The organism is Paenibacillus lentimorbus NRRL B-30488, assembly GCF_000411595.1.
In the GTDB taxonomy this organism is placed as follows: Bacteria; Bacillota; Bacilli; order Bacillales; family Bacillaceae; genus Bacillus; species Bacillus velezensis.
The window spans coordinates 139735-159994 of record NZ_ANAT01000006.1 but is presented as its reverse complement, the minus strand read 5'-3'; the positions used below and the strand labels follow the sequence as shown (position 1 = coordinate 159994).

Annotated in this window: 16 protein-coding genes and 8 pseudogenes; 17 read left to right on the top strand and 7 right to left on the bottom strand. The window is 42.2% G+C overall.

Annotated features, from left to right (window positions below):
- The first annotated feature begins 80 nt into the window (after positions 1-80).
- From D368_RS03705 to D368_RS03685, 5 genes and pseudogenes are all read left to right on the top strand, one after another.
- A pseudogene (locus D368_RS03705) lies at positions 81-847 on the top strand (GNAT family N-acetyltransferase).
- 216 nt (positions 848-1063) lie between these two features.
- Entirely contained in the window at positions 1064-1606 is a 543-nt protein-coding gene (locus D368_RS03700; RefSeq protein WP_077722376.1) for a GNAT family N-acetyltransferase, read from the top strand.
- Between the two features lie 651 nt (positions 1607-2257).
- Entirely contained in the window at positions 2258-2890 is a 633-nt protein-coding gene (locus D368_RS03695) for a DUF3885 domain-containing protein (RefSeq protein ID WP_128574574.1), read from the top strand.
- A gap of 248 nt (positions 2891-3138) precedes the next feature.
- Positions 3139-4188, top strand: a pseudogene (locus D368_RS03690) (LLM class flavin-dependent oxidoreductase).
- 213 nt (positions 4189-4401) lie between these two features.
- Positions 4402-5022, top strand: coding sequence for a lytic polysaccharide monooxygenase auxiliary activity family 9 protein (locus tag D368_RS03685; RefSeq protein ID WP_003154023.1), 621 nt, complete (start codon positions 4402-4404; stop codon positions 5020-5022).
- 163 nt (positions 5023-5185) lie between these two features.
- On the opposite strand, the gene D368_RS03680 is transcribed toward D368_RS03685, so the two are convergent.
- From D368_RS03680 to D368_RS03665, 4 genes and pseudogenes are all read right to left on the bottom strand, one after another.
- Positions 5186-5284, bottom strand: coding sequence for a YjcZ family sporulation protein (locus D368_RS03680; RefSeq protein ID WP_003154022.1), 99 nt, complete (start codon positions 5282-5284; stop codon positions 5186-5188).
- Positions 5285-6062: 778 nt separating this feature from the next.
- Positions 6063-6599, bottom strand: a complete 537-nt coding sequence (locus D368_RS03670) for a hypothetical protein (protein WP_017417867.1) — start codon at positions 6597-6599, stop codon at positions 6063-6065.
- A gap of 284 nt (positions 6600-6883) precedes the next feature.
- Entirely contained in the window at positions 6884-7024 is a 141-nt protein-coding gene (locus D368_RS19885) for a hypothetical protein (protein ID WP_166706227.1), read from the bottom strand.
- Between the two features lie 168 nt (positions 7025-7192).
- Positions 7193-9609, bottom strand: a pseudogene (locus D368_RS03665) (peptidase G2 autoproteolytic cleavage domain-containing protein).
- A gap of 376 nt (positions 9610-9985) precedes the next feature.
- Here D368_RS03665 and D368_RS03660 point away from each other — a divergent pair.
- From D368_RS03660 to D368_RS03650, 4 genes and pseudogenes are all read left to right on the top strand, one after another.
- Positions 9986-10420, top strand: a complete 435-nt coding sequence (locus D368_RS03660; RefSeq protein ID WP_003154017.1) for a dUTP diphosphatase — start codon at positions 9986-9988, stop codon at positions 10418-10420.
- 352 nt (positions 10421-10772) lie between these two features.
- Complete coding sequence (locus D368_RS03655) at positions 10773-11516, top strand: poly-gamma-glutamate hydrolase family protein (protein ID WP_128574573.1); 744 nt, start codon at positions 10773-10775, stop codon at positions 11514-11516.
- A 108-nt stretch (positions 11517-11624) separates the two neighbouring features.
- Positions 11625-11774 (top strand): hypothetical protein, encoded by a 150-nt coding sequence (locus D368_RS19880; protein WP_166706258.1) that lies wholly within the window; start codon positions 11625-11627, stop codon positions 11772-11774.
- Positions 11761-12650 (top strand): annotated as a pseudogene (locus D368_RS03650) (prohibitin family protein). Before D368_RS19880 ends, D368_RS03650 begins: the two are co-directional and overlap by 14 nt.
- Here D368_RS03650 and D368_RS03645 read toward each other — a convergent pair.
- A pseudogene (locus tag D368_RS03645) lies at positions 12621-13064 on the bottom strand (YndM family protein); the annotation flags it as partial. The pseudogenes D368_RS03650 and D368_RS03645 sit on opposite strands and share 30 nt — an antisense overlap.
- A gap of 141 nt (positions 13065-13205) precedes the next feature.
- Here D368_RS03645 and D368_RS03640 point away from each other — a divergent pair.
- Positions 13206-13632, top strand: a pseudogene (locus D368_RS03640) (hypothetical protein).
- 339 nt (positions 13633-13971) lie between these two features.
- Here the strand turns inward: D368_RS03640 and lexA are convergent.
- Positions 13972-14592, bottom strand: coding sequence for a transcriptional repressor LexA (gene lexA / locus D368_RS03635; RefSeq protein ID WP_003154004.1), 621 nt, complete (start codon positions 14590-14592; stop codon positions 13972-13974).
- A 156-nt stretch (positions 14593-14748) separates the two neighbouring features.
- On the opposite strand from lexA, the gene yneA reads away from it, so the two are divergent.
- From yneA to D368_RS03605, 6 genes and pseudogenes are all read left to right on the top strand, one after another.
- Complete coding sequence (yneA, locus tag D368_RS03630) at positions 14749-15060, top strand: cell division suppressor protein YneA (RefSeq protein WP_071391779.1); 312 nt, start codon at positions 14749-14751, stop codon at positions 15058-15060.
- A 15-nt stretch (positions 15061-15075) separates the two neighbouring features.
- Positions 15076-15725, top strand: a pseudogene (locus D368_RS03625) (YneB family resolvase-like protein).
- 68 nt (positions 15726-15793) lie between these two features.
- On the top strand, positions 15794-16027 hold the full coding sequence (locus D368_RS03620) for a DUF896 domain-containing protein (RefSeq protein ID WP_003153997.1): 234 nt from the start codon (positions 15794-15796) through the stop codon (positions 16025-16027).
- 166 nt (positions 16028-16193) lie between these two features.
- The gene (tkt, locus tag D368_RS03615) at positions 16194-18197 is read left to right on the top strand and encodes a transketolase (RefSeq protein WP_007611727.1); all 2004 of its coding nucleotides are present in this window, start codon (positions 16194-16196) and stop codon (positions 18195-18197) included.
- Between the two features lie 151 nt (positions 18198-18348).
- Entirely contained in the window at positions 18349-18795 is a 447-nt protein-coding gene (gene sirA / locus D368_RS03610; RefSeq protein ID WP_101563056.1) for a sporulation inhibitor of replication protein SirA, read from the top strand.
- 85 nt (positions 18796-18880) lie between these two features.
- Complete coding sequence (locus tag D368_RS03605) at positions 18881-19099, top strand: YneF family protein (protein WP_003153994.1); 219 nt, start codon at positions 18881-18883, stop codon at positions 19097-19099.
- A gap of 72 nt (positions 19100-19171) precedes the next feature.
- Here D368_RS03605 and D368_RS03600 read toward each other — a convergent pair whose 3' ends face one another.
- Complete coding sequence (locus tag D368_RS03600; protein WP_012117647.1) at positions 19172-19345, bottom strand: aspartyl-phosphate phosphatase Spo0E family protein; 174 nt, start codon at positions 19343-19345, stop codon at positions 19172-19174.
- A 201-nt stretch (positions 19346-19546) separates the two neighbouring features.
- Here D368_RS03600 and D368_RS03595 point away from each other — a divergent pair.
- Positions 19547-20252: pseudogene (locus tag D368_RS03595) on the top strand (cytochrome c biogenesis protein CcdA).
- The last annotated feature ends 8 nt before the right edge of the window (positions 20253-20260 follow it).

The following is a 20260-nucleotide window of genomic DNA, read 5'->3' as shown; positions in this document are numbered from 1 at the left end:
TGGGACTCTATATTTCTGAGAAATTACAATGTTCACCGGAAGTAAAGCTGATGTTCCCAAAAGAAAGCGGGTGAGGAAAAATGGAATACATTGAGTTGACTAGGGACAATATTGATGACAATCATATTTGCTGTGCATTAGGTACGAAGCAATATGAGGATGCGGTAAATGAAAAGAAGAGCTGGCTCAAAGATCGGATGAGTGATGGCTTGGTGTTCTACCGTCTAAACGAACGGGCCAAAGTTTTTATTGAATATTTACCTGCAGAAGAAGCGTGGGTCCCGGTAAGCGCACCTAATTTTATGTTTATTAATTGTCTTTGGGTCTCAGGTAAATATAAGAATAACGGACATGCGAAACACTTGTTAGAAAAATGTGTGTCAGATGCAAAATCCCGCGGTATGGATGGGATAGTTCATATAGTAGGGAAGAAAAACTCCCTTATTTAAGTGATAAGCATTTCTTCGAGCATATGGGATTTGCTGTGCAAGATGAAGCAGAACCCTATTTTCAGTTGATGTCACTGACGTGGAATGAACATGCACATCCTCCTGTATTTAAAAAACAGGTGAAAAGTAATTCCGTTAATGATGAGGGAGAGGGAATCACAATATTTTATACAGCTCAATGCCCATTTGCAGTCGGAGTGTTAAAGGATTTAAAGGAACAGACTGAAAAGAAAGGACTTCATTTTCAGGCCCTGAGAATAACGTCAAAAGATATGGCGCAAAAATCCCCGGCAGTTTGGACGACTTTCAGCATGTTTTATAAGGGGACATTTCTCACTCATGAGATGATGAGCGTAAATAAGTTTGAAAAAATACTCAATAAGCTTTTAATGGCTTAACTTTGTTTTATTACTATTGCTCGTTTCTATATTGATACTGAGGGTTTTTCACGAAAATTATTCAGTACTTTACATTGCGGGCGGCAAATGAATGATTATTGTTTTTGACAAAGATGATAACACCCATCATTATAGTAAAAATAGATTGTGATAAGTTCTTCAACAAACGAAGAAGTTCTTTTCAAAGGTCGATAACAATGAAACAGGAGACTGCGAATGCAAAAAATTGAAACCCATCGCTTAATTTTAAGAAATTTTACCGAGAAAGATGCGCAAGGTCTGTTGGAATATTCGGCACATCCGAGAGTGAATTGCTTTCTTGATGACAGAATATCTACGTTAGAAGAAGCTGCCGTAAACGTTCAAAAAAGAAGCCGAGATGACTCTTATATTGCAGTTTGTTTAAAAGACAGTAATGATCTAGTCGGAGAACTATTTTATTTAAAAGAAGAGCCAGATACCTATTCCGTTTGTTGGAATTTTAATGCCCGTTTTGAAGGGATGGGATACGCAAGTGAAAGTGCGAAGGCTTTCTTTGAGTATCTCTTTATGCAAAAAGAAGCAAGAAGGCTTTATGCATATGTTGAAGATGATAACTGCAGGTCACAAAAACTATGTGAGAGATTAGGAATGCGTAAAGAAGGTTATTTTCTTGAATTTATTTCATTTACTGCACACGAGGATGGAACACCTAAATATGAAAACACATACCAATACGCATTGCTAAAGAAAGAATGGTTAAAACAAAAACATAGTTAATAGAATTTGTGGGGAAATAACCTCTCCTTTACTGAAAAAACCCTGCTGAAAGCAGGTTTTTTTGTATTTAGGTTACCTAGTAACGATCAAAAAGATTCAGCTTGAAGGTTGGGAAAAACATGAAAATCATTATAGCAATGTTGTAAAATTATAGAGAGGATGATTGTGATGGACATTTTGCAGTTTAGCGACAGAAGGTGCAGGAAGTAATTCGAATCAGCAATGTTCAATTCATTTTGATGCATTTAAAGAAGCGCTTGAGAATGGAAAAGTGGTTGATACTCAAAATGTGAAAAGCAGGTCAGAGTCAAGACCTATTTTACGGTGAGACCGGAAATATTCTCTTCATCTTCTGATGTTGTTCAAAGCTGACACCTCTTGATGCTTATGTATAAGAAAATAATACCATTTAAATATATGTAACATCAATGAATAAGGTTGGAAACGGAGCGGTTCAAAGTTGGTGCGATCTTGTGTAAAAGAAAGGATCAGGATGAATGTGACCAGCATCCACCCTGATCAATGGGGTTCACAGTGTTCTATTTCATTGTATTCCAATCGGAATAATATTACAAGGGTGAAAAAGAAATAAGCGGAATGTTTTCGGCTTCTTCTGTCTCTGGAGCGGGAAACGGAAAGTGAGATGTTTGAATGAAAATAAATGATTATCTGAAGGAAAGGTTTCCGACTTTAAAATTAGTGTCCGGCATTTATCATCAATGGGACGTGGGAATTCATTTTTCTCTCGGCGGCAATATGTATCAATTTAATGAAAGCGGTGCTTTGAATATTGAGTATTTTCAGCTTGTTCATCATCAAACCGCCGCACTTTTCAATGAGCTGTTTGAACATAGTGATGACATGTTCCTTGTTGCCAACGTATATAAGCATAAAACTCAAGGTAATCACGCGAGAAAATTAAAGGTTTATCAGCCGTTTCTGAAGTGTAAGGATGATTTATATCGGATTAAGGTGAAGACCTGCCCCTGTCCGTTTGAAGAAGATGATGCAGAAGAATATGAAATGCAGCAGTTTTCTTTATTATGTAAACGGAAAGATCTGCGTATTCCTCAATTACTTAAGGCAGCCGTCCACGAAGATTTTCCGCTGAAGCCAAGGTTCGGGGGCTGTTCCGTTGGGTATCCCGATGTTTTCTTTGTGAATATGACAAAAGATATTATTTTCTTTCTATATGATGACAGAGGGTGTGAAGTCATTGCTCTTGATGCCGGAAGAATAGGAAAGCTTTATGATCAATATCACGATTGGATTGAATTGGACTGAAAACGAACACATGAATTCGAAGCCGCTTGTGCCGGCTTTGTTCTTGCCTAGTCCGGCTGCATGAGTATAATGGGCAGAATGAAGGGCGCCGGAAACTTTTTTTCCTCTTATACCGGCCTTCTGCATGTTAAGCTTCTGTATTTATTTTGAATGAATTCCTATTTATAAAACGGCTGAATAGAATAACATAAAAGCTTTTTTACACAGTGCAGGAGGAGAGAAATGTGAGGGCTGAACACCGTGATTGTATGGAAATTGGAATTTATTCATTTGCAGAATTATACCCCGATCCTCTGACAGGGAAAACAGTCAGCGCAAAGCAGCGGATAGATGAATTGATGAAGCTGGCGAAACTGGCTGACGACGCTGAGCTTGATGTATTCGGTGTAGGCGAGCATCATCGTCTTGATTATGCGGTATCTTCACCGCCGGCCATTTTATCAGCGATTTCACAGATCACTGAAAATATTAAGCTGACCAGTGCCACGACTGTATTATCCACCGCAGATCCCGTCCGTTTATTTGAGGATTTTGCAACGCTTGATTTGATTTCAGACGGCCGGGCGGAAATCATTGCGGGACGGGGCGCATTTTTTAGACTCGTTTCCTCTTTTCGGTTATGACGTAGGCCATTATAAAGAACTGTTTGAAGAACACATTAACCTTTTTTAAAACTAAATTCCGGGGAAAAATCGGTTACCTGGAAAGGACGTTACCGGCCGCCGCTGCGCGAGGCAGAAATTTCTCCTCGGCCTTTTCGCGGAAGCATTCCGCTATGGTTAGGTGTTTCGGGGACTCCGGAAAGCGCAGAACGAGCCGGGCGTGCAGGTGCGGGTTTGGCATTAGCTGTACTGAGCGGTGATCCGATGTCATCTAAGCCGCTTGTTGACAAATACCGAGAAGCGGCTTTTAAAGCCGGTCATCCTCCGGAAAATGTGAAGGTTGCCGTAACCGGACATATGTTCATTTCAAAAACGAATGAACAGGCAATACAAGAATTTTACCCGTATCATTCAAATTACTGGTCTCACGTTCATTCATATCACGGGATCGATGAGCCTTTAACGAAGGAAGATTTTGAGCGGGCGTCCGGAAAAGAAACAGCTTTATTTGTGGGAAGTTCACAGCAGATCATTGAAAAAATCATGCATCAATATGAGTTGTTCGGGCATCAGCGATTTCTCGCGCAAATCGATATAGGAGGTATGCCGTTTAAAAAAGCCGCGGAAAACATCGAACGATTAGCAGCGGAAGTAGCACCGGTTATCCGAAAAGAAACCGGCAAATCCAGCGAATGAAGTTCTGAGCAAAAGGGGCGGGCCGGTTTTTGGCAATCGCGGATTCGACAACAGAATCGGCCCGGCTTTTTCTTTATGATTATAAAAAACAAAGGGGAAAGCGCGAACCTCATTGCTTTTTCCTATCAAGAAAAGGAAGGTCATTTCATCCTCTATCGTGAAGTGTATATACCGAAAGGTTTTTATTAACAAAAGAGGGAGGATGATGCAGTAATGAAGGGTTTAGTCAAAGCTGCAGTTTTAACTGTTACTCTTGGGATTGGAGGCGCTTTCTATTCAAGTGATGCATCTGCGCACGGGTATATAAAAGAGCCCGTCAGCAGAGCGTACATGGGAGCTTTAGAGAAACAAACATTGGGCTGGACGGCCGCTGCGCAGAAATATGGCTCCGTCATTGATAATCCTCAGTCTGTAGAAGGGCCGAAAGGATTTCCGGCTGCAGGTCCGCCGGATGGAAGAATTGCGTCTGCAAATGGGGGATCGGGACAAATTGACTTCGGTTTAGACAAGCAGACTGCAGATTATTGGGTAAAACAAAACATCCGCGGCGGTTTTAACACCTTTACTTGGTACTACACGGCTCCTCATGCGACATCAAAGTGGCACTATTATATCACCAAGAAAAACTGGAATCCGAATAAACCTTTGTCAAGAGATGAATTTGAATTAATCGGAACGGTAAACCACGACGGTTCCAAGGCAGATACGAATCTGACTCATAAGATTTTTGTGCCGACTGATCGAAGCGGGTATCATGTCATTTTGGGGGTATGGGACGTTGCGGATACTTCCAATGCCTTCTATAACGTCATCGATGTAAATCTTACACAATAATCTATGAATTACTGATCGGCTGCATGTTGATTCATCGGCCGATCTTTTTAGTTTTAATGTGTGAATGAAAAGGGGAAAATAGCAGAGCGCCATAAACATTTCATTTATGGCGCCGTACGACCATGGAGGTGCTGCTGACATGGATGCGGAGGTAAGAGGATTCTTAATAACCGCCGAGGAAAGAAGCCCCAACGATGATTAATAAAATGAATAGCACCACGATTAACGCAAAGGAGCTACCATAACCACCTGAGAATCCCATATAATCTCACCTCCTAAAGAGGATTAATACATACTATGCCGAAATGAAAAGTTTGATAGGGATGCTAGTTTACTTTTTGAAAAAAGGTTTTTTAGTCTATATTTCCTTTACATGGCCATCCGTTAAAATGAGTAAAAGGAGGAATTGTACTGCTTCCTGTAATAGAAACGGATAGGCTCATACATTGAGAATTTGCGAAGAGGATGCGCAGTTGGCTTGTTTTTAAAAAATGAAAATGTAACACGCTATTAGGATTGGACCCTTTTGATTCAACGGAACAGGCTGAAGAAATGATTGGTTGGTTTCAAGAGCAGTAGCATGAAAAGAGGGAATGTGATGAGGAATAGAGAAAAAAGATGCGAAGGGCGGAACCATGTATCAAAACGGACTGCCTGATGATATACGCGTATACTCCATTCAGAATGGGAACGTTAACGATCTAAATAGAAGAACTTCAAGTGTTCTGCGGTAAATAAAAAAGCCGATGAAGGCTTAAAATTGATTAGACGCTGTAAAGCATTCTTTTTGCTGTGCTTTCTGCAGACGGAGTTTGATTGTAAGAAACGATTCCGATCATCACTAACAAGATGATGAACACCAATATGCTCCACAACATTATTTTTAAAGACTTTGACATGGCATACCCTCACTTTGAAAGACTTACCGGGGCTGCGATCGGAGCCCGCACTTCAAGTATAGTCGTTATAACGGTGAAAAATGTGCAGTATCCCGTTATTAAAATAAAAACTTGCGGGCGCTGCCGCAAGTTTTCTCTGTATTAAGGTCTGTGGAATTCAATATGCTGATTATCACGATCGAACCATCCTCTGAATGCCCAATTGATCCAGCCCCCGTCTCCTTTGTTATCAAAGGAACCGTCTTCGAAGACCCAGATTCCGTAAGTAATGCCGTCATAAACGGCTGATCCGTAAAATTGAACGCCGTTAAAGCGGTCTTCATATTCTTGATTTAAATTGAACACCATGACGTTGTACTTCTGTCCTGATGCGTAAAATGTTGTTTCCATGACATTTTTTACCCAGCCGGTTCGGTTTTGATCTGACTTAACCGCTTCAGCAATGCGATCTGAAATTCCGAGAACATCTACGTTTACGTTCAGCCCGGCATCAACACCTGCTGCTTTTACGTTTTGGCCTGCTGTTTGGGGTAATTTACTTTCTAACGGATTTGCAACGGGTGAAACGTGAGGCGCGTTTGCGTGTTCAGACTGACTGGCTGCTGAGGCACTGGCTGTGAAAGGAATTGTTAGAGATAAAGCTAAGCATGATCCGACTATTGTTCTGGCGATTTTCATGTCTATGACCTCCTGAGGAAATTTTTAAAAATTGTTGCAAATTCATGGTATCGCAGAGAAATTGACCAAGCAAAGAGTAGATTTTCTCAAAAGTCATGTCATTCTATTTGTGTTGTTTTCTGTAAATGAAATACTTTTAATTAGGCGAAAAGGGAAGAAAATAATAGAGTCTTTTTATGTATTGTGATAGGATGACCGGATTTTGGGTGAAAAAGCCCGGAGAAACGCCATAATAAGAAAAACACCCGGGGTTTACCGGGTGTAAAAAGTGTTGATATGTCAAGTCAGCAGCATTTTTTACATTTTTTGCATTTTCTTTTATAAACAACGATGTAATCATAATCAAGATGCTTTTTATCTTGTTTCTTCTTTTGTTTAGGCTGCTTTGGCTGGTGATCATAATGTCCGTTCATACCCATATCCATACTCATATTCCTCCTTTTTTCATCTGACGGTAGTATTCTATGACAGAAAGCATGGATGGCTTGGACAAATGAAACGGTATGCTGAAAAAGAGGCATCTCATTCGGTATAAAAAACAGGATCATACCCGCCGGATAGAAAAGAGAGGAGATGATCCTGATATTGAGACCCTATTTGATAACCGTAATTGCAATGCCGTACCCTTTTTCAGCACTGTATAAGGCCGTCAGTTTCAATACCTTCCAGCCTTCCGCGGCTTTAGTCCCGATTCCGTTATGAGCCGTGATATAATCTCCCGGGCTGACCGTACTGTCGACCCGTACGTAATGCCGGCCGTTGAGTCCGACAATATGCCATTCGTCTCTGGCCGCGCGTGCTTCATAGTCAGCTTCAAGAGCCGGACTGCAGTCCGGGTTTTGTTTCGGGACGCGTACCGTTTCTCCTGTTTCTTCGTCAGTCACATTTTCGTATATGAAACCGCCGAACTCATTTTTCAAAAAGCGGCTTTGCCATCCGAAGCTTGCGGCTCCTGAGATAAAAGCGGCTGTTTCTGAAATGACGCCGAGCATATAATCTCCGACGTGAGCCGGTTCAATTTTTCGCCTTTCACTGTGACGATCGTCCCGGTGGGAATCGTCTGGCCGGTTACACTTTCAAAATATTCTCCGTACCCTGACAGGGAAGAGGTGACAGCTCCGGCGAACGTACCGTGGCCGCCCGCTGAATCCAGTTTCCATTTGATGGACTGATGCCCTCCGGCAACCGTGTATGGTTCTTCCAATGTAATGCTTTCTGATGACAGAATCGTTCTGGAGACTTTGCCGCCCGTAATATGGACATTGTTTGAAGCGGCGATAAATGCCCTTGAACCTTCAGAACTTGAACCTCCGGAAGAGCTGATGATCGCATTTCTGTCACCTCTGGCCGTAATATCGCCTGTTCCCGCAATAACGGCGCTTGTCGGGTTGAATGCAAAACCGGAGCTGGTCGCGAGCTGTGCGCCTCCCTTTAAATTGACGGGGATCTGCTCATAAGTCTGTCCTTTTATAGATGCGGCCGCGCTGTAACCTTCCGCTTGCACCCCGAGAATGACAGCCTGACTGTTAGGGGACGTAATTCCGACGGAACCGCCGTCTCCGATCATCGTGCCGTTCATAATATTTACGTTATATTGTCCTCCGCCGATTGAGATGCCTTTAGGAGAAGACTTGTATATATCAAAATTTAAAATTTTAACATAATCGGTTTTATTAGATCCGCCGGATATATTGATGTCAACCCCGGCTTGTGTAAAGCCGCGTATTTTAATGCCGTTGATCGTAATATTTTGACTGCGGTATTGAAGAGCCACGACTGGATTCCCGCCATAGTCGTATGAGGGATCACCAATAGCTGTGAATCCGTTTACATTAACGTTTTTATAGGCAGAGATGACCAGCGCCCTCGGGGTCACACCGTCATAGAGAGCATTGAATACCGGTTCAATCGCGGTGCAATCGGTTAAAGTAACATCATAAGCCGTCGTGCTTTCGGGGTCTGAGGCCTGATGATGGCCGATATGACGAATATCAAATGAACGTACATCACGATACGAAACATGACCGATAATATGAACATTTTGAGAAGCCGGCCACAGGCTGTGCGCCTTTACCTCAATCCCGCGGATATTTCCGCTCGTATAGTTATTTAAAAGCCACACATGTTTAGAGCCGTCGTCAATTTCAATGCCGTTCGAGTTTGCGCTGCCCTCAGCATGCTCTGTGCCGCGGGGGTTTCCGGAATGGCAGTTGGAAATGAAAATATATTCGCTGTAATGGGTGGTTATGCCGTCGTCTCCGGCGCCGTATGCCACACAGTTATCAATCCATATATAACGGCAGCCATCTTTCGTCCATTCTGTTTCAGGCAAATGATCGTAAGTCGGAGATGTAATATCTATACCATGAAGACCCGCGTTAACCGTTTCAACATTCTTAATCCAGCCGTATTGCACATTAGCAAACGTTAAACAGCTGGAAAACTGTCCTCCGGGGTTCCTGACTCCGCATTGACGATCAGGATTCCAGTCTAAAGTCATGTTCTGGACAAAAATATTACGGTTTCCATTTTCGTAATCATCGTTAGTAATGACCCATTCGTATGCGGGAGTGTCCTCATGAAGCTTAAGCACGGTAATCCCTTGTCCCTCACCGGAAATGGTAGTCCAGGAGGGGAGTTTTATCCCTTGAACCAAAAATTCTCCTGCGGGAACATTTACTTTGACCCGGCCGTTCCCGATCGCTCTCCGAAAGGCTTCCGTATTGTCCCGGCCGTCAGGGACCGCTCCGTAATCCTCCACATTCACTTCCCGGGTGATTTTATTCATAAGCATTTCGTATTCTGTATCAAGCCGTTCTTTTAAAAGTGAGGTGACCATTCCTTCCGCCGTCACCCGGGCATCTGCGACCTCAAGATTATCATCCGTTGCGGAATGCTTAATAAAATTCTGCATCCTTGCTTTGAGATGCTCCAATTCAGAGGGATGTGCAGGGCGAGACTGCAATGGGGCGTTTAAAGACGGATCAGGAAAGTTTTTAAATTGAACCATTCTAAAGACACCTCTTTCTTTTGATATAAGCGCCTGAGGCAGGGGACAGAAAAATCGCGCGCCCTTTAAGCGCTTATTCTTCAAATTCTTTATTCAGAACGAAATTCCTTTTGAAACCGAGGCGAAATTTAAAAAAGCTCTGTTGAAAGAACGGATATAAAGCTTTACATTATTGTAATTGAAACTGTCATGTGAAAATGGAGGAAAAAACTGATAGGAGGGGTCCTCATTTTAGGTTTATTCTCATTGTCTTCGCCGTGCTACCTCTTCGGCTGCATATACACCAAAATCAACATTCTTATCAGTTAAATGGTATAATGGGGCACGGATTGGTCATCAATACGACTGAAATAGGGAAGCAAAAGGAGCAGCGAACATGACTTTACAAATCAAAATTAAATATTCAGATGATACGCAAACGAGAATCAGTAAAATTGAACAGGGCGATTGGATTGACCTGCGGGCAGCTGAAGATATAACAATCAAAAAAGGTGAATTCAAACTTATCCCGCTTGGAGTTGCGATGGAACTGCCGGAAGGATACGAGGCGCATGTCGTTCCGCGTTCAAGTACATATAAGCATTTCGGTATCATTCAGACAAATTCAATGGGAGTCATTGATGAATCATATAAAGGCGACAATGACTTCTGGTTTTTTCCTGCATTCGCTCTTCGGGATACCGACATTTCCAAGGGGGAGCGGATCTGTCAATTCAGAATCATGAAGAAAATGCCTGAAGTGGAGCTGATCGAAGTAGACAAGCTCGGGAACAATGACCGGGGCGGACTGGGATCAACAGGCACGAAATAAAACGGAAAAAAGACTGCTTAACAGCAGTCTTTTTTTATGGAAACAACAGTTACATTCAATTTGTTTCGAGGATTCTTAAATTGGGAAATCAAACAAAACTAAGGAGAAGGGTTTCATTTTTATCATTTAAGCTTTCCGTCTCTTTGAACAGAAAGACTTTCTTAGGTTAAAGGATAGAGGTTGTTTTGATGTTTTTATTCTTCAAGATGAACGGAGGTTTTGTCCAACGTATATAATATTGTGACAAAAGTGTAAACAAAAGAAAGGATGATGTTATGGAAAAAGGGTTAGAAGAGTAGACCGTAAAGCAGCTGGCAAAGAGGCAGAGCAGAAGAAACCGTCCAAAGTCACCCTGTTCTGCCGTTCGCTTCAAAGGCTGAAGCATTTGTATTGTAACATAAACATACAAATGCCATCAATAACCAAAAAAGGAATTTTAGTTTTAATTTTACCGTTTTTGCTTCTGCCGTTCTTTCGGGCTGATGCCGCTTCAGATATTTACGGCAGTTTCGAGGAATTAAAGCTGAATGAAGATCCTTCCGATTTTTCCATTTCAACGCGGGAGCATGACCCTTCTGTCCTCATATTAGCTATACACGGCGGAGGCATAGAGCCGGGGACCAGTGAGTTAGCCAGAGAAATTGCCGAAAACCGGAGTTTATATTTATTTGAAGGGTTAAAATCAGCCGGTAATGCGGCTCTGCATTTGACAAGTTCGCATTTCGATGAACCTAAGGCCGTGCAAATGGTGAAAGAGCACTCTAATGTCATTTCATTGCACGGTTACGGCAGTGATGATAAAAAGATAAAAATCGGCGGTACAGACAGAGAACGGGCCGAACTTTTGACCGATGTGCTGAAACGGCACGGGTATCCAGCCGTTCTTCTTGGCACAAATGATAAATATGCAGGCGTCAGTCCGAACAACCTTGCCAATCAATCTTCATCCGGATTGAGTATCCAAATCGAAATGAGCACCGGCTTCAGAACATCACTATTTGACACTTTTACGCTGAAAAGCAGAGCATCCACACAAAATAAGACCTTTTATCAATTCACAAAAACGATTTCTGATTTTATCAGTGACAATTATTAATAAGCACGCCTATTTTGTCGGCGGGGCTTTTTCTTTTGAAATTTATGAAACTTTAAGTTCTTAAGATCGTATACATAATTGACAGGATGAAAGAAAAGAGGTGGGCAAATGAAAGTGATGATCGGGTCTATCATTCTTCTTGTCATCATCGGATTCGGTTTATGGCTGATGCTTAGTCCAATCTTTAAACAAGTGGGAAGCGGAGTCAAAAAATTAAAAAAGTCATGGGAGGAAGAAGATCAGCATGAGCGAAAATAAGCGCGGAAACACAAAAAAAATTCTCGGCGGTGTGATTATAGGTGCAGCCCTTTTAATTGCGGGCGTCACAGCGTCACTATTCATTGAAAAAATACCGAACGGTTATGTCGGGGTTGTATACTCACCGAATGGCGGGGTAAAATCCGACACATTGGACCAAGGCTGGCACTTAGTCGGATTATTTAATAAAGTAACGGAATACCCGGTGCGTATGCAGACAGTGAATAATGAAAATATAAAAGTGGCAACCTCTGACGGTAAAAATATTGAAATGGATATCGCTTACAACTATGTCGTGCAGCCTGATAAAGTAGTCGATCTGTTTAACAAATTCGGGGCGGTAGATGTGGAAACGATCGAAAATACATATTTAAAAACAAGGCTGTGGGATGCGGCGCGAAAATCAATCAGCAAATACTCGGTTATTGACACATACGGGCAAAAATCTGCAGAAGCCGCTGCCGATGTTCAAAAGAGATTTGCTGATGATATGAAGAGTCTTGGATTTTTAATTGATGATCTGACGCTTGGCGTACCAAAGCCGGATAAAGCCACACAGGAAGCCATCGATGCAAGGGTGAAGTCTTCACAGGAACTTGAACGGACACAAACTGAAATTAAAATAGCCGAAGCCGAAGCGAAAAAGAAAAAATTGAAGCGGAAGGGATCGCTGACTATAACGAAATCATTAAGAAATCAATGTCCGATGAAATGATCAAATATAAATGGATTGAAAAATGGGACGGAAAAACGCCGAAAGCGACAGGCACAGACTCACTGCTGCAGCTGCCGCTGGACGATCAGAAGCAAAATAAAAGAGAAGGAGGCGATTGCCTCCTTTTTATGTTTTTCCTGAGGGTCTTTTTCCGGCACTAATTCTTCAGACGCCTCGGTTTGATAGCTCCATAGCGTGTTATCCGTCTCTGTTGTGTCCTGGTAATCTTCGGGAAGTACATATTGCTGCAAATACCGGTGAAAAAATGCCTCAAAAACAGAAATGCAAAGTGCAGAGATAACCGATGCCGCGGCAGGAGAGACATTAAACCCGCCAATGTTCATCAGGAATATCCATAATATAATGAATGAAATTCCGAAATCAGCTGCAACGGCTGTGAAATTGCTTGTTCTCGGCAGAATCATGCAATCACCCGCAAAATAAGTGATTAAACTTAAGATCACTGTAATAAACAGAACGTTTAAAAAGGTTACTTGGTACATAAGATCCAGAACAATGTACAGTAAAGCAAGTGTGAGCGCCGTTTTAGAAGCGAAAGCAATTACGTGTTTCATTTGAACCACCTTCGTTATTTCGTTTAGTCTTCATTGTAAGCAATCCGCAAATTTTTAAACTGGTATATAGTGGTTATAAAGTAAAATGTGAATAGACATCACAGGATTCACAAGTTAAAATATGTAAAAAGGGGGATGCAAATGAAAAAATATTGGATATGTATTGCTGTTTTTTATTATGTTTTAGCGGAATACACTCAGCTAAAGCGGCTACCACTGAATTCGGATCAAAAACAAGCTTCACTTTGGAGGGAAACGCAAAAGAGTTTCATATTGAAAATCCGGGGGCTGTAGCTGCCGACGATTATTTTTAGGCTATAAGTTCACCATAATGAACAACTCTTCGTGCGGTTTAAGCATGAAACTCCAGCGGATGGCGCTGAACGGAGATTTTTATACATTAAGTTCTAAAAACTACAGCGGCAGCTGGCTAAACCTCAGTGCCCAGGATAAAAAATCAATTGATCCGTATCACAAATACAGGATTCTGGTTGAAAGTTCTTCAAACGTCTGTGGTCCCGTCTATATTAAAGGGTTTTACGGTGTAGAATATTATCATTTTGATTGAAAATAGATACTCGCTAAAGGCAGCGGGTTTTTTTATATTTATATTTAACTTATTGCACTATGTACTAAATATTCATAGTTGAATTTTTGACGTACCCGCCCAAAGAAAAGATAAAAAAGCAAATTCATCACGCACAAATATATAAAAAGTTGAAAAATGGATGAAAAGTTTCTTGAGGGAAACATTATTAGTTGACTTCAAAAGTGTGATGCCGGATAATAAGAATGTAAGTTTTTCCTCCTTAGCAGGTTCGTTTCTTAAGCCAGGGCGAATCTGCTTTTTTTATGCAAAAAAACCCCTCTGTAAGGGGTTTTTTACGATAAATGAAGTTTAATAGAATTAATGGACGGCTCTGAATACGCCGATCACTTTCCCCAAAATGCTTACATTTTGCAGGATAATCGGCTCCATCGTCGGATTTTCCGGCTGCAGCCGCACATAATTGTCTTCTTTATAGAAGCGCTTAACCGTCGCTTCATCATCTTCGGTCATTGCTACGACGATTTCTCCGTTATTGGCCGTGTTCTGCTGTTTGACAATGACGTAATCTTTGTCAAAAATGCCGGCGTCAATCATACTTTCTCCCATGATTTCTAACATAAAGACATGTTCGCCCGGAGGAACCATCCGGTCAGGAAGCGGAAAATACTCGTCGATATTTTCAACAGCCGTAATCGGAATACCCGCCGTCACTTTCCCGATGACCGGAACGTTTACGACCTGGCTTTTCGGAATATGGACTTCTTCTTCATCCAATACCTCAATCGCCCTCGGTTTAGTAGGGTCCCGTCTGATCAGGCCTTTTGTCTCCAGCCGCGCCAAATGGCCGTGCACGGTTGAACTGGAAGCCAGTCCTACTGCTTCTCCTATCTCTCTTACAGAAGGCGGATATCCTTTCGTTTTTACCTCTTCTTTAATAAAACGCAGGATATCAAGCTGCCTTTTTGATAGCTTCGTCATATTTCGCACCTCAAAACGTCGATTTTAAGTAGATTATAGCATGATTTTCCTGACAGTACAAACATAGGTTCGAAAAAAACGATTGACAGAAACATTTGTTCGTATATACTGAAAGATATAAAAAGCGAACAAACATTCTTATCGGAGGTTATTTACATGGCGAAAGAATCTATCACATTTGTCGGGCTGTTTACTGCGATTTTAAGTGCCGCTATTTTACTTGTCTCATGTGCGGGAAATGATCAGTCCCTCAGCCAATATGTTAAAATAAAGGTTCAGGACGGCGATACACTCTGGTCACTTGCGGATCATGTAGCAGAAAAGAAACACATTAATAAAGAAGATTTCATTGAGTGGGTGACGGAGAATAATCATCTCCAAACTGCTGATATAAAGCCCGGAGACGAACTTATTCTTCCGGTTAAGAAGAAGCATCCGGCCGTATATCAGCTGGCCATTGTCAATTAGAGAGGAAAGAGAGAAATGAAGGCGCTCATTTATGCCCGCGTAAGCACAAACAAAGAACAGCAGCAAACGTCATTAAAAAGACAGGAAGAAGAGCTCAGTGAGATCGCTGCTGCAAACGGCATGGAAGTCGTGAAAGTCATTTCTGAGAAAGCCAGCGGTTATGAAATGGACCGCGACGGAGTATTTGAAATGCTTGATGAAATTAAAAAATCACATATTGACGCGATATTGGTGCAGGACGAAACGAGATTGGGAAGAGGAAACGCCAAGATTGCGCTTTTGCATTGTATTTACAGGGAGAACGTAAAGATATATACGACGGCTCATAAAGGTGAACTGGAGCTTTCCGAAGCTGATTCGATGGTACTTGAAATCGTCAGTATTGTTGAGGAATATCAAAGGAAAATTCACAATATGAAAATCCGGCGGGGAATGAAAAGAGCCGTGAAAAACGGCTACAAACCTGAACGGAATCTGAAAAACAGACATGAAAACAGCGGAAAAGAAAAAAAGAGGTTCCGGTTTCGGAAATTATCAGGCTGAGAGCCAACAAGCTTACCTTTGCAGAAATCGCAGCGACCCTAAGAGGATTCGGCTATGACGTGTCCAAAGCCACGGTTCACCGGCGGTTTCAGGAATATACCGCAGACACAGAAGGCAGCTGACGCGCATCAGTTGTAAAAAAGACTGCGTTTTAGTAGTATATAATCAACACGCACCAAAGGAGCTTATTATGATTTCTAAAGAAAAAATCGCAAGAATTAACGAATTGGCTCAAAAAGCTAAATCAAACACGATAACGGATGAGGAAAAAGCTGAACAGCAAAAGCTTCGCCAGGAGTATTTGAAAGGATTCCGCTCCTCAATGAAAAATACGTTAAAGAGCGTAAAAGTAATTGATCCGGAAGGCAACGATGTCACCCCTGAAAAATTAAAAAGAGAACAACAGAAAAATAATCTTCATTAAACAGAAAGAATACGGCAATACGTATTCTTTTTTCGTATATACTAATATCAGGATGTGCTTTACGACAATTTTCAACAAGTTTATCTCAAATTTAAGCTGAAAGAGTTGAGAAAAAGTCAGCATCGCTTTATGATGAAAAGGTACAACAATAAGGAAGGGGATTATAATGGATACAATTGAAAAGAAATCAGTTGCCACCATTCGTACACTATCTATAGACGCAATTGAAAAAGCGAATTCCGGACATCCGGGCATGCCGATGGGAGCCGCTCCGATGGCATACACGCTGTGGACGAAATTTATGAATGTAAATCCGCAGAATCCGGGCTGGTTTAACCGCGACCGCTTTGTTTTATCAGCAGGCCACGGTTCAATGCTTTTATACAGCATGCTGCATTTAAGCGGATATGACCTCAGCATTGAAGACTTGAAACAGTTCCGTCAATGGGGAAGCAAAACACCGGGACATCCGGAGTTCGGGCATACAGCCGGAGTAGACGCAACGACCGGGCCGCTTGGACAGGGGATTGCAATGGCAGTGGGAATGGCAATTGCAGAACGCCATCTGGCTGAGACATATAACCGTGATTCATTCAACGTAGTTGATCATTATACATACAGTATTTGCGGAGACGGCGATTTAATGGAAGGCATTTCTTCCGAAGCCGCTTCTCTTGCAGGCCATCTTGAATTAGGCCGCCTGATCGTATTATACGATTCTAATGACATTTCCTTAGACGGCGATTTAGACCGCTCTTTCTCTGAAAATGTAAAGCAGCGTTTTGAAGCAATGAACTGGGAAGTTCTTTATGTTGAGGACGGAAACAACATCGCTGAATTGACGGCTGCCATTGAAAAAGCGCGCCAGAATGATAAAAAACCGACTTTGATTGAAGTGAAAACCACGATCGGTTTCGGTTCTCCAAACCGCGCGGGCACATCCGGCGTTCACGGCGCTCCGTTAGGACTAGAAGAGAGCAAGCTGACAAAAGAAGCGTATGCTTGGACGTTTGAAGAAGATTTTTATGTTCCGGAAGAAGTATACGGGCATTTCAATCAAGCTGTAAAAGAAGCCGGCTCGAAAAAAGAACAGGAATGGAATGAACTGTTCGCGGCTTATAAAGAAAAATATCCTGAGCTTGCTGAACAGCTGTCACTCGGCATGAAAGGCGAGCTTCCTAAAGACTGGGATCAGGAAGTTCCCGTTTATGAAAAAGGCAGCAGCCTTGCTTCCCGCGCATCTTCAGGTGAGGTGCTGAACGGGATCGCCAAGAAAATTCCTTTCTTTGTCGGGGGATCTGCTGACCTTGCGGGTTCAAATAAAACGACAATCAAAAATGGAGGAGACTTCACGGCCAAAGACTATGCCGGGAAAAACTTCTGGTTCGGTGTCCGTGAATTTGCGATGGGCGCTGCATTAAACGGAATGGCGCTTCACGGCGGCCTCCGCGTATTCGGCGGCACATTCTTTGTATTCTCTGATTATTTAAGACCTGCCATTCGTCTGGCATCATTGATGGGACTCCCTGTCACTTATGTATTCACGCATGACAGTATTGCCGTAGGGGAAGACGGGCCGACTCACGAACCGATTGAGCAGCTTGCTTCTTTACGCGCACTTCCTAACCTTTCTGTGATCAGACCTGCTGACGGAAATGAAACCGCAGCTGCATGGAAGGTTGCCGTTCAAAGCCAAGATCATCCGACAGCTCTTGTATTGACACGCCAAAACCTGCCGACGATTGATCAGCAGGCTGAAGAAGCGTATGCAGGCGTGGAAAAAGGGGCTTATATCGTTTCCAAAGCCCAAACGGAATCACCGGCCGCTCTTCTTTTAGCGACAGGTTCTGAAGTCGGACTTGCGATCGAAGCTCAAGCGAAACTGGCTGAAGAAAACATTCACGTATCTGTAGTCAGCATGCCGAGCTGGGACCGCTTTGAAAAACAATCGGCCGAGTACAAAAACAGCGTGCTTCCTCCGAATGTGACGAAACGTCTTGCGATCGAAATGGGTTCAAGCTTCGGATGGGGCAAATTTACCGGTCTTGAAGGAGACGTTCTTGCAATTGACCGTTTCGGTGCTTCAGCTCCGGGAGAAACAATTATGAAAGAATACGGGTTTACTGCAGAAAACGTGGTTGACCGCGTGAAAAAACTTCTAAACAAATAACGAGACAAAAGAGGATGAGTCAAATCATCCTCTTTTTCCTGTTTATGCGACAAAAATAGAAGGGGCGGCGTAACAGTAATAGACAATTCTTTCTTTTCTCCTTTTGTATAATAGAAAGCAATAACGAAGCGCTGTAAAAGGGGATGAGGAAATGGAACGTCATTACTATACGCACCTGATAAAGGATGAGTTTGCGAACCACTACTTCGGGCGGGAAACGGCTATGTTTGAGTTGTTTCGAGACTATCATTGGACCGATCTGACACCCCAGGAATATCAAATGACAGAAAAGCAAGTTCAATATATAACGGAACCGATTCCGGTGATACATATGCATCAGCATCTCCAGCTGCATTTAAACCGAATGAGTTACAGCCGTTTGGATTCCATTTACCGGCTTACACTGCCCGGAGAAAAGGGCCGCGCCACCTTCATAATGAAAGACAGTTTAATTGAGATTGCGGCTTCGGGAGATTATGAGGCGGAAACGATTTTCTTTGAGATTCTGCGTAAAATCAGCCCCTGTTTTCTTGCAATGGATTTCAAGACACGGCGCTACGGGTGGTTAAATCCGGTCAGAGAAAGAAATTTTGTCTAAAAACGAGGAAAAAGAGATGTAAATGTTGTATAATAGCCTTTGGTTTAGTACACTTTAAACTAGACAACATGAAGGAGGAAATAAAATGACTTTATGGGTTGGCATCCTAGTGGGCGTTGTCGCATTGCTCATAGGTGTTGCACTCGGGTTTTTTATTGCTCGTAAATATATGATGAGCTATTTGAAAAAGAATCCGCCTATTAATGAACAAATGTTACGCATGATGATGATGCAAATGGGAATGAAACCTTCTCAAAAGAAAATTAATCAAATGATGAAAGCCATGAATAATCAAGCGAAATAATACGTACAGATTATGATATAGAGATACATGGTTATAAAAATAAAAACCCGGAGAGGGTTTTTTATTTTGGCGTCATGTTTCACCCCAACTGCCGGTGTGCAGTTCTTTTTGGTATTGTATGAGAAGGTGGTCAAGCTCCTGGCTGAGTTCTATCGTAATGTTTGATGTCATTCCGTTTGTCATGACGATTTTAAGCAGCTCTGCCCGTTTTTTTTCAATTTCATTTAATAGATGCTCTCTAATCACAGGGATATATCCTTTCATACATAAATCTTTCACCTGAGTCGCTATTATTATATCCACATTTATACTGTTTTTCAAATAAGAAGGAGTATAATATCTCGATGTCAAATTAAATTATATAAGCTTTTTCTATAAAAAGTAATCCTTCTCGGGAAAGTGTTAAAAAAATGAAATGATTTTGTCATAACTCGAAGGGAGTGTGTCATCGTGAGTTTTAATTACTTTCTGACGTTTGGGGCCGGATTTCTGTCTTTCATTTCTCCATGCTGTCTGCCGTTGTACCCCGCCTTTTTATCTTACATAACTGGTGTCAGTATGGACGAGGTGAAAACAGAAAAGGTGATGCTGCAAAAGCGTGGCCTCGTGCATACACTTTGTTTTTGCTTGGTTTCTCCGTGATTTTTATCGCATTGGGATATGGAACTTCGTTTATCGGCAGTTTTTTACCCAATATCATGAAGCGATCCGCCAGTTTGGCGCTATCATGCTGATCCTTTTCGGGCTGATTACTGCTGGCGTGTTTCAGCCGAAATTCATGATGAAAGAGCGGCGCATTCACTTTAAGCGCCGTCCGGAGGGGTTTATCGGTTCGGTTCTGATCGGTCTTGCGTTTGCAGCCGGATGGTCGCCGTGCAGCGGGCCTATTTTAGGAGCCGTGTTTTCGCTGGCAAATACAAATCCTTCTTCAGCAGTGCCGTATATGTTTTTATATGTTCTCGGTTTTGCGATTCCTTTTCTTGTTCTTTCATTTTTTATTACCAGAATGAATTGGATTCGCAAGCATCAGCTGCTTATCATGAAAATCGGCGGCATTCTTATGATTCTGATCGGAGTTATGCTGTTTTTTAACTGGATGAGCTACATTCTGATCGTTCTGTCAAATCTTTTCGGAGGATTTACGGGTCTGTAACGGATTAA